At 67.8% G+C, this 10,525-nt stretch carries 9 protein-coding genes and 1 tRNA gene; 2 read left to right on the top strand and 8 right to left on the bottom strand.

The genetic code is table 11. The features are described 5' to 3' along the window. Nucleotides 1–40 precede the first annotated feature (40 nt). The 4 genes from ACIRA7_RS11810 to ACIRA7_RS11795 all read right to left on the bottom strand — a co-directional run bounded on the left by ACIRA7_RS11810 (nt 41) and on the right by ACIRA7_RS11795 (nt 3,825). Nucleotides 41–111 (bottom strand) — tRNA-Gln (locus ACIRA7_RS11810). A 31-nt stretch (nt 112–142) separates the two neighbouring features. After that, nucleotides 143–1,630, bottom strand: a complete 1,488-nt coding sequence (locus ACIRA7_RS11805; RefSeq protein WP_396221044.1) for a 1-acyl-sn-glycerol-3-phosphate acyltransferase — start codon at nt 1,628–1,630, stop codon at nt 143–145. Further along, a complete protein-coding gene (locus tag ACIRA7_RS11800; protein WP_396221043.1) occupies nt 1,609–2,505 on the bottom strand; it encodes an ROK family protein in 897 nt (298 codons plus the stop codon). Before ACIRA7_RS11800 ends, ACIRA7_RS11805 begins: the two co-directional genes overlap by 22 nt. A gap of 21 nt (nt 2,506–2,526) precedes the next feature. Beyond that, nucleotides 2,527–3,825, bottom strand: coding sequence for a serine hydrolase domain-containing protein (locus tag ACIRA7_RS11795; RefSeq protein WP_396221042.1), 1,299 nt, complete (start codon nt 3,823–3,825; stop codon nt 2,527–2,529). Between the two features lie 98 nt (nt 3,826–3,923). Here ACIRA7_RS11795 and ACIRA7_RS11790 point away from each other — a divergent pair, with 98 nt between their 5' ends. Then, the gene (locus tag ACIRA7_RS11790) at nt 3,924–5,474 is read left to right on the top strand and encodes a glycoside hydrolase family 10 protein (RefSeq protein WP_396221041.1); all 1,551 of its coding nucleotides are present in this window, start codon (nt 3,924–3,926) and stop codon (nt 5,472–5,474) included. An 18-nt stretch (nt 5,475–5,492) separates the two neighbouring features. Here the strand turns inward: ACIRA7_RS11790 and ACIRA7_RS11785 are convergent, their stop codons facing one another. Next, nucleotides 5,493–6,806, bottom strand: coding sequence for an MFS transporter (locus ACIRA7_RS11785; protein WP_396221040.1), 1,314 nt, complete (start codon nt 6,804–6,806; stop codon nt 5,493–5,495). Beyond that, a complete protein-coding gene (locus ACIRA7_RS11780) occupies nt 6,803–7,672 on the bottom strand; it encodes an ATPase (RefSeq protein WP_396221039.1) in 870 nt (289 codons plus the stop codon). Before ACIRA7_RS11780 ends, ACIRA7_RS11785 begins: the two co-directional genes overlap by 4 nt. Before the next feature lie 47 nt (nt 7,673–7,719). On the opposite strand from ACIRA7_RS11780, the gene ACIRA7_RS11775 reads away from it, so the two are divergent. Further along, nucleotides 7,720–8,148 carry an acyl-CoA thioesterase gene (locus ACIRA7_RS11775; RefSeq protein ID WP_396221038.1) on the top strand — a complete coding sequence of 143 codons (429 nt, stop codon included), beginning with the start codon at nt 7,720–7,722 and terminating at the stop codon, nt 8,146–8,148. Between the two features lie 39 nt (nt 8,149–8,187). Here the strand turns inward: ACIRA7_RS11775 and ACIRA7_RS11770 are convergent, their stop codons facing one another. Together ACIRA7_RS11770 and ACIRA7_RS11765 are read right to left on the bottom strand one after the other, a co-directional pair. Continuing rightward, nucleotides 8,188–9,594 (bottom strand): serine hydrolase domain-containing protein, encoded by a 1,407-nt coding sequence (locus ACIRA7_RS11770; protein ID WP_396221037.1) that lies wholly within the window; start codon nt 9,592–9,594, stop codon nt 8,188–8,190. Nucleotides 9,595–10,209: 615 nt separating this feature from the next. Continuing rightward, the coding region (locus tag ACIRA7_RS11765; protein WP_396221036.1) for a hypothetical protein at nt 10,210–10,525 on the bottom strand (316 nt) is incomplete at its 5' end.

Below are 10,525 nucleotides of genomic sequence, written 5' to 3'. Positions count from 1 at the left end.
CGCGGCTTCAAGTCCGGCGCGACGCGAACTGCGACTGCGATAGGCCCACTCGGAATCGAACCGAGATCATCGGCTTCAAAGGCCGAGGTAATAGCCGTTATACGATAGGCCAGCTGCTGCACCTGCGACGAACGTCCGTATGCTACCCCGGGGCCCGACTGCGGACAAGCGCGTCCCGCTCCCAGTCGTGCAGCGGGAGCGCGTCCCGGGCTCGCATTCCCTCGGCGAAGGGGCCCAGCAGGTGCACGATGCTGTTCGCGTAGTAGGTGATCAGTGGGCGCCCGTTGGGCAGAATGAGAAACCCCTCACCGGTCCGGGCAATGACGCGACGCATCCGGAGCATCCGGTAGGCCCGGTCGAAGGTCTCGGCAATGTCCCGGTCGGCGCGCAGCACCCGTCCGTTGAACTCCGCCACGACTTCCCGCATGGCCTGCATTCGCTCCAGCAGCGCCGCCCGCGTCACGTAATCGGCGTCGAAGCTCGCCAGCGCCGCACAGGCGAGCGGCACGGGTGTCACGGGGATGATGGCCCCGATCCGGTGCAGCACGTCATCACAAAACTGCTGTACGAGCGGCAGCCGGTCGGCTCGCGGTGCCTCGAACAACGACACCCCCTGCGCCTCGAGCCCGGAAAGCCAGCTGTCGACCGACACCGGCGTTCCGATGGTCACGGCGGCACGGCCGTAGCGCCGCCACCGCCGGGTGAGCACGCGGCCCACGTTCCAGAGCATGAACCGGCCCACGTCGGCGGCCTGCGCGATGCGGTCACGGGCGGGCACCTGCCGCTTGGTCTCGAGCTCGCGCAGCAGCGTGCGGTCTTCGAGCACGCGGTCGTAGTTGATGCCCACCGGTACGACGTACATGCGGGCGCGCACCTCCGGATCGCGGGCCACGCCCAGTGCATAGTCGAGCAGGCCGATCTTGGCGGGGCGCAGGGCGCCGTCGCGCGTGAGGCCGCCTTCGGGAAAGATCCCCTGCGTCACGCTGTTGCGCGTGATCAACTGCACGTACGACTGCAGCACCGCGTGGTACAGCGGTTCGCGATACCGCCGACGAATGAAATACGACCCGAAGCTCTTGAACAGCACTTCCAGCGGAAAGGCGCGCGCCCATTCGCCAACGGCGTACGAGATCGACACGGCCCCCATCATCACGTACGCCACCAACACGTAGTCGGCGTTGGACCGGTGGTTCATGAGATAGATCACGACCGAGTTGCGCGGCACCCCGCGGAACGGATCGGGGCGCTCGTACTCCACCGACACCTTGTAGAACAGCCCCAGCGCGGCGCGACTGACCCAGTAGCCGAGACGGTAGTAGGCGAGGATGTTGAAGAACGGCACGATCTCGTCGAGGTAGCGCCGCACGCGCCGCCACGTGTCGTCTTCGTGCTCCCCCGTACCGGTGACATGCGCGCGCACGGCGTCGGCGATCGCCTCGTCGGCCAACAGGGCCTCGATCACGTACGCCTTGCGCGTGAGCTTGTAGCGGTCGATCCGCACCCGCGCATGCATCACGGTGCGACGACCGGCCCGTTTGGCGTACACGTGCAGCACGCGGCGCATTATCCAGAGGGCGCCGGCCAGTACCAACAGGGCAAGCAGCGCCGCTACGATGCCGGCCACAGCCACGCCGCGCCGCGCACACCGCTCGAATCACCGTGGCGATGGCGCACGATCGGTGTGCGTACGTCGTTCGAGAACACCCACGCCGGCAGCTGCGCCGTGATGTCGTCGGCGATTCCCGGAATGTTCGACAGTCCGCCGCCGAGAACGACCACGTCGGGGTCGAGCAGATTGATGACGGTGGCGAGACTGCGCGCGGCGCGATCGATGAGCCGGACCCGGGTGGCCTGCGCTGCCATGTGTCCCGCCTCGGCCGCCGCGATGATGTCCGGCGTGGCGAGCGACTGCCCGGTGACGCGGAGATGATCCGCGGCCACGGCCGGCCCCGAGATCCAGCTCTCGATGCAGCCATGCTTGCCGCAGTAGCAGAGGGGGCCGGGCAGCTCGTCGGGGCGTGGCCAGGGGAGGGGATTATGCCCCCACTCGCCGGCAATGAGATTGCGTCCGCCGAGGGCGCGTCCGCGCACAATGAGGCCACCTCCCACGCCGGTGCCCATGATGACGCCGAACACCACCTCGGCGCCGGCCGCCGCGCCATCGCTCGCCTCGGAGAGGGCGAAGCAGTTCGCATCATTGTCGAGCCGAACCTCACGGCGGAGCTGCGCGGCGAGGTCGGCACCGAGGGGCTGCCCGATCAGCCACACCGAGTTGGCATTCTTCACGAGCCCCGTATCCGGTACCACCGCACCTGGAATCCCGATGCCAATGGTTCCGCGACGTCCGGTGGCCGTCTCCAACCCGGTGACCAGCGAGACGATGGCGGCGATGGTTCCGGCGTAGTCGCGCGGCGTCGCCACCCGCTGGCGGGCGAGCGTCGTCCCCGCGTCGTCGAGGGCGATGCCTTCGATCTTGGTCCCGCCCAGGTCGATCCCGATCTGCATGGAGGCGATCGTGACGCGCCGTCAGCGCATCGCGCGCGCGTCGACGAGCGCGCTGTAGAGCATCGTCTGGAACCGACCGACCACGTCGGTGCCGCTGGGGAGTTGGTTGATCATGAACACGATGACGAGCCCTTCCGCCGGATCGACCTTGTAGTTCGATCCGTAGGCCCCGGCCCAGCCGAAGGTGCCGACCGACGACGAGCCGGTGGCGCCGTAGCGCTCCGTGGTCTCGAAGCCGAGGCCGAAGCCGGTGGTGGTGCCGTGCAGCGTCCCCACCTGATTGGTGGTCATCAGGGCGACGGTGTGTGGCGCGAGATATTGTCGACCGTTCCAGCGGCCGCCGTGCGCGATCATCTGCAGGAAGCGCGCGTAGTCGCGGGCCGTGGACACGATCCCCGCTCCTCCCGCAAAGCTGACGCGCGGCCCATCGACGTAGTGTCCCTGTCCACGGGCGCCGTCGGCGGCGCGACGGACCCGGCCAGAGTCGTTGGCGTACACCGCGACCAGTCGGTCGCGTTGGGCGATGGGCAGAAAGAAGTGCGTATCGCGCATGCCCAGCGGCTGCGTGATGCGCGTGCGGAGAAAGGCGTCGAGCGGCACGCCCGAGGCGCGCTCCACGATGCATCCGAGAATATCGGTGTTGTAGCCGTACACCCACGCCTCGCCGGGCTGCGCCACGAAGGGGAGCGCGCCGAGTTTGTCCATGGTGGCGCAGATCGGCTCGGTCTTGTCGGCGGTGTACCACCCGAAGCCGGCAGCGGGGCCGAGCCCCATCGGCTCGTAGCGGGCGCGCACTGATGCGTCGGTGCCGTAGGAAATGCCGGCGGTGTGCGTGAGCAGATCGCGAATGGTGATCGGGCGCTTGGCCGGGACGATGGCGACGCCGCTATCGGTGCGCGTGGCGACGGTGGTCCGTGCAAACGAGGGCAGGAAGCGACTGGCCGGTGTGGCGAGCGTGAGTCGGCCTTCTTCGAGCAGCATGAGCACGGCGGCACTGGTGAGCGCCTTGCTCTGCGAGGCAATGCGGAACACCGCGTCGGGCGTCATGCGTCGCTGCGCCTCGCGATCGCTCCAGCCGACGGCGCGTTCGTACACCACCTGGTCGTCGCGCAGCACCAGCGCCACGGCGCCGGCGATTTCCTCCTTCGCGACGGCGGCGTCGAGCATCGAGTCGATACGCGCCAGTCGGTCGAGGGCGAAGCCGTGACGCAGCGCGGTGGCGGGACGCGGAGCACGCTGCGCGCGGAGCGGCGTGGTGGCCAGGACGACCGCGGCGAGCGCGATCGCGCCGCGCAACAAGGGACTCGACGCACGAGGCATGACGAGGCGTGTCGGAGGGACAGTCACATGAGCGGAACCGATCCGCCGATGATGCGAGTGATGCTTCCGGATCGGGGTGGATGTGGCGAAGCTACGCCATGCAATGGATCAAGGCTACTCTACGGGCGTCGACGGCGGTCATCGGTGCCACGCTGCTTGGCGCCTGCGCCGCGGGGGAGTCCCCAACGGCGCCGGTGATCTCCCCGCCGCCTCCGCCTCCGCCTCCGGTGGCGTTGACCGTGCCGGCGGTGACGCGCGAATTCCGGGGGATGTGGATCGCGACCGTGGCCAACATCGACTGGCCGTCGCGCAGCGGCCTCCCGGTGGCGCAGCAACAGGCCGAGTTCTCGTCGATTCTGGATGCGGCGGAGCAGGCTGGCTTGAATGCCATCGTGCTGCAGGTGCGGGCGGCCGGCGACGCCCTCTTCCCCTCCACACTCGAGCCGTGGTCGCGCTCGCTGACGGGTACGCAAGGCGTCGACCCCGGCTACGATCCGCTGGCGTATGCCATCACGCAGGCCCGGTTGCGCGGTCTCGAAGTGCACGCCTGGTTCAATCCGTTCCGCGCGGCGAACCTGAGCGATACGCTCCGCCTGGCGGCCACGCACTTCGCGGTGCGTCGGCCCGAGCTCACGCGGAAGTACTGCACGCAGCTGTGGTTCGATCCGGGTGAGGCCGCTGTGCAGGATCAGGCCATCGCCGTGATCACCGATGTGCTCCGGCGATACGACGTGGACGCGGTGCATCTCGACGACTACTTCTATCCGTATCCGGACACGAGATGCGCGGGGCTCGATTTCCCCGACAGTGCCACCTACGCCAGCTATCAGCGGGGCGGGGGACTGCTGGCCCGCGCCGACTGGCGACGTGACAACGTGAATCGGTTCGTGGAACGCCTGTATCGCGACGCGCATCTCGCGTCGCCCACGGCCCGTGTAGGGATCAGTCCGTTCGGCATCTGGCGTCCCGGCAGCCCGGCGGGCATCGTGGGCCTCGATTCCTACGCGTCGATCTACGCTGATTCGCGCACGTGGTTGCAGCGGGGCTGGGTGGACTACTTCGCGCCGCAGCTGTACTGGTCGATTGCTTCGACCGGCCAGAGCTTCGGCGCGTTACTGACGTGGTGGGGGCAGCAGAACACGATGCGTCGTCACCTCTGGCCCGGGCTGGCGGCCTATCGCGTGAGCGACGGCAGCACGAGTGCCTATGCGGCCAGCGAGATTCCGGCCCAGGTGGAGCTCACGCGCGGTCAGAACGCGGCCACGGGCGGGTCGACCGGTTCGTTGTTGTACAACACGACCGTGGTGGTGAACGACCGCGGAGGGTTGCGGTCGCTGCTGGCCGGTGGCGTGTTCGCGGCGCGGGCGCTGCCGCCTGCCACGTCGTGGCTGGACGCCACGGCGCCACCGACGCCGACGATCGGGGTGACGTCGCTGGGGGACGTGCTGCGGGTGTCGATCACACCGGTGACCAGTGAACCGCTGTCGTGGTACCTGATTCGTTGGCGTACGGGCGGCAGGTGGTCGCAGCGGCTGCAGCGGGCGTCGGCGTTGACCGCCGACGTGCCAACGGCCGGCACCGACGGCGTGGTGGTGAATGCGATCGACAAGGTGGGGAACGCGAGTCCAGACGCTGTGTGGCGCCCGTAGTCGCGCTCCGCGCCGTTGCTATTCGTCCATGTGCGTGTTGTCGCGTGTTTCCGGCATGGTGGCATACACCACCAATGAGGCCAGAATGCAGCCGGTGACGTACCAGTAGAACCAGCGCTCGTGGCCCATGTTCTTGAACCAGAGCGCGAAGTATTCCGCGGTGCCACCGAACACCGACACCGCCACGGCGTAGGGGAAGCCGACACCGAGGGCGCGAATGCTGGTCGGGAATAGCTCGGCCTTCACCACCGCGTTGATGGCGGTGTAGCCGCTCACCGCGACGAGGGCGATGACCAGCAGCGTGAGCGCTTGCGGAATCGTGCGGGCGCCTTCGAGCGCGGTAAGCAGCGGAATCGTGCCGAGGGTGCCGAGCACGCCGAAGGCCGTGAGCACCGGCCGGCGGCCGATGCGGTCGGAGAGGGCGCCGACTGCCGGCTGCAGCATCATGTAGATCAGCAGGGAGATCGCGTTGACATACGTGGCGTCGCTCTTGCTGAAGCCGGCGGTGTTCACCAGGAACTTCTGCGCGTACGTCGTGAACGTGTAGAACGCGACCGTGCCGCCAGCGGTGAGACCGACCACGGTGAGAACGGCCCGCGGATGGGCCATCAGGCCACGCACCGTGGCGGCCGCGCTCTGGGGCGGACGTGATGCGCGATCCTTCTCGAACGCAGAGGTTTCCTCGAGGCCGCGGCGCATGGCCACGGCAACGACGGCCAACGCGGCACCGACGATAAACGGAATACGCCAGCCCCACGACTCCAATTCGGCCGGCGCCATCGTGCGCTGCAACAGCAGCAGCATCGCCAGCGCCAACAACTGCCCCATGATGAGGGTGACGTACTGGAAGCTCGACCAGAAACCACGGTGGGCTTTCCCGGCCATCTCACTGAGATACGTGGCGCTGGCACCGTACTCGCCGCCCACACTCAGCCCCTGCAGCAGGCGAGCCAGCACGAGCATGGCCGGCGCGATCACGCCGATCTTCGCGTAGCTGGGCGTGATGGCGATCAACAGGGAGCCGCCGCACATCAAGAGCACCGACAACGTGAGCGCGGCGCGACGTCCGTGCTTGTCGGCGTAGCGTCCCATCAGCCACCCGCCGGCGGGGCGCATGAGAAAGCCGACGGCGAACACCGCGGCTGCGTTCAGCAGCTGCACCGTTTGGTTGGCGGGCGGGAAGAAGCTCTTGGCGAAGTACAGCGAGAAGGCGGAGTAGACGTACCAGTCGTACCACTCGACCAGGTTGCCGACGGAACCGCCCACGATGGAGCGCAGTCGGGTGCTCGCCGATTTCGGGGCGCCGACTTCCACTACGACCGGCGCGCTCATGCCATCACCTGCGCGTCGATCGTGCGGGCCAAGAGGTCGAGGAGGTCGGACTCGGTGCGCACACCGGGCACATCGTTCATGTCGATCACGTAGCCATAGCGTTGAGCGACCGCTTCATAAAGGGGGATACGGTGGGCGAGCAATTGCTCGAATCCCCACACCGCGAAGTCGTCGGGGTCTACCTGCTCGTCCTGCGTGATGTCACGCAGCGACTTGTACTCGGTCCACTTGGCGTCGAGAAACGCCGGGTTGTAGTACATCGGTTTGGGGTGTGCGCGAAACCGATCGACCAGCATGCGCGTGTGCTCCGGCGTGCCGCGGATATACACGAGCATCGTATGGTCGGCGAGACACTGTAGCACCGGGTCCGCTTCGTCGTGGGGGTCGACGACTTCGCACAGGCTGCCACCGGAGTCGCAGACGAAATGCGAGTACCCATAGATCTCCTTGGCCCGCTCGATGAACTCCGGCACATCGAGCAGCGCGCGGATCTCGGCCACGCGGTGCTGCGCCTGACGCCGACGGTACTCGTCGAACGAGAGCCCGCCGAGCTCCGGGTTACCGGGCTTCCCCAGATAGGTGGAGAGCGGACTCAGATTTTCGAACGAGATGTTGGAGCGGATGTAGATCGAGTCCGAGCGCAGCAACTGGCGCAGAAAGGGATTGCGCATCGCCTCCCGCTTGAAGTTGTCGACGATGTGCTCGTCCATGTATCGCGTGCCGATGCGATAATCGACGGAGTACTGGAACCAGTCGTGCTTCTGCAGCAACCCGGCCAGGGTGGTCTTACCCACGCCGGACATGCCGAAGAAGGTCACGGCATGGGCCGGCTGGTCGCGGAGGGCTCGTCCCGATGAGAATCGCATCGTGCTAACTTCCCCTCCGGCTCCAAGGACCTCAACCCCTCCCCCGAATGTCGTTCGCCAAGCACGGCCTGCAGGTCTTCGATATCCCGATCACCGTGCTGCCGGCGGATATCGACGACAACGACCACGTGAACAACGTGGTGTACCTCCGCTGGATCTTCGACGTGGCGCTGGCCCACTGGAATGCCAGTGCCTCCGACGAGATGAAGCAGACGTACGGCTGGGTCGCCACGCGCCATGAAATCGACTATCGCCGCGAAGCGGTGTTCGGTGACGCGATCGTGGCGCGGACCTGGATCGGGGCCGTGGATTCCCGGCGTTTCGAGCGGAATACCGAGATCGTGCGGACCTCGGACGACCACGTGCTGGCCCGCGGACGGTCGCTGTGGACACTGATTGCGCGCGACACGGGGCGGATCACCCGAATCCCGCCGGACATGGTCTCCCTGTTCTCGGCGTATATGCACCCGGCTTAGGCCGAGTCGGCGTGAGCCGAGGCGGCGCAAGCCGATGCCCTACTGTCGGGCGTAGGCCCGCGAGCCGGCGTAGAGATACGTGGCCCGGCCGTTTTCGGATCGGACGAAGATGTGGAGTGCCGACCCCTGCGGCGGGGTGACCAGCAGTTCGTTGGCGCCCACGAGTTTCGCGTTCATAACGGCGACGCCCTGTTTCACCCGGAGCGCGCCGTCCTGCTCGAGCACCTCGAGCACGTTCCGCCCCTGCGCATAGCGACCGACCAGCGCGGCGCGCTCGCTGGCGTTGGCCTCACGCGGCGCGGGCGCCGAGACCTTGGGCTCGGTGTAGCCGACCGCCATCTGTAGCGCCGCCGACTCGATGGCGTCGATGCCGACGCCCGGCCCGTTCACGAGCACGATGACGGCCGCCTTGCGGTCGGGAAGCATCGTGATGCTTGCGTTGTAGCCGTTGATCGAGCCGCCGTGCGTCCAGACGCGATCGGTGCCCGAGCGACCGACCAAGAGGCCATAGCCGTACATCGCTGAATCGAGTCCCGAGCCGCCGGGATGCGCCACGTAGCCGGTGGTCACCCGGCGGACGGCACCGGCCGAGAAGGCCTGCGCGCCGTCAATCATGCCGCCGTTCATCAGGGCGATCGTGTACCGCGCCAACTCCGGCGCCGTGGCGAACAGAAATCCCGCGGCCCACTGGGCCGTGTTCTCCGGCATCGGTCGCACGATCTGCATGCCGTTCGCGCCGGCCTGATGGCCTAGCGCGATGGGATAGGTAAGCGCTTCGAGCGGCTTGAAGGTGCTGAGGCGCATGCCGGCCGGTCGCATGACCAGCGACTCCACCAACGCGGCGAAGCGCTGCTTGCCGGCCACTTCGCCCACGTACCCCGCCATCGAGATGCTGGGGTTCGAGTACGAGAAGGTGCGTCCCGGCTCGGTAAAGAACAGGGAGTCGCTCACTTCACGCATCACTTCGCCGAGGGCGCCCTCACCCATGCGTCCGTACGGGACGGCGTTGTCGAGCCATCCGGCGCTGTGCGTCATGAGCTGCTGTGTGGTCACGGCGCCGACCTTCTTTCCCTTGAGTGACGGCACGATCTCGCCGATCGGCTGCGCCATGTCGATACGCTGCTGCTCGGCCAACTCGGCCAGCATCGTGCCGGTGAACATCTTGGTGACCGAGCCAACGCGCAGCAGCATGTCGGGGGTCATCCGTTGCTTCGTCTCCACGTTCGCGAGGCCATAGCCCTGCGCGTAGGCGAGGCGCCCGTTCACGACCACCGCCACGGTGGCACCGGGGGCTTTGGAGCTGCTGAGCGCGGCGAGGGCCACGCTGTCGAGGCGGGCCGCCCAGGCGGGAGGCGCTGTTGTGGGCGCCGTTTGCGCCTGGCCAGGACGGACGGTGGTCGCCACCAGAACGGCGGCGGCGAGCGCGAGGGAGCGGGTAGTCAGCATATCCAGAAGCTGCGCGGCGGACGGCGACTGGCAAGTAGCCGCGGCTTCGGTGTGGCCGCGTCGGGCGCGAGCGGGCGGATCCCTTTCGCCGCTTGCTGCGCGGGGATGGCCGCGCGCCTGTCGCTTCGCTCCGTCGCCGGCCCCTCCCACGCAGAGGCGGCTGCAGGGACCCCCGTCGCGCCCTGGCGGTGACGGGGCGGTAGCGGCCGCGGGGGAACGGCAGCACAGGGCGCAGCGCATCCGGCGTTCGTGCCGCGGCCAGGTGTGCGCGACACGCTCCGAGCGGACGCCGGCCTTTGTGTGGGGGACGCGCGCTTAGCGGATACGAGGGGGGCGGTGTGGGCGGGCAGTGCGGTGATACCAGCGCTTGCTTCGGAGTGCATTCACACCGCCCTCGCCCGGCCGCGGGGAGGGGCGTGGCTCCCCACAGCGGCTCTCTGCGTCGGAGGGGCCGGCGCCGGAGCGTAGCGAACGGCGCGCGGCCATCCCGGCGCAGGAAAGCCGCGAAGGGGAGCGCGCGCGCCCGAACCGCACGCCGGTCACCGAACGCAGCGCCGTTTCACGTCGACGTACAAGCCTGAGCGCAACGGCACCACGATCTCAACGCGTAGCCAATCACAAATCGGCTGAGACGCGGACCACGAAGGCGCGTCCCGCCGCGTCCGCGAATTCCTTATAGCGCGACATGAAGTCGCGGTAGCGCGTGTCGAACAGATTGCGCACGCTCACATCCACGTGCACGAGTCCGCGTGGAGTGAGGCGACTCAGTCCCGCCGACGCTGACACCACGTTCCACGCCTTGGGTGCGAAGTCGCTGCGGAACGTGCGCGTTTGTCTGGCGTTCCACTCACTCGAGAGCGACACATGACGGCCCGGTACCTTCTCATCCCATCGCATGGTGAGCACGGCGCGCGGCGGTGGCACGAAGGGC

Source organism: Gemmatimonas sp. (assembly GCF_044376735.1).
Lineage (GTDB): Bacteria > Gemmatimonadota > Gemmatimonadetes > Gemmatimonadales > Gemmatimonadaceae > Gemmatimonas.
The sequence above is the reverse complement of the archived record's forward strand: the minus strand, read 5'-3'. Positions and strand labels throughout refer to the sequence as shown.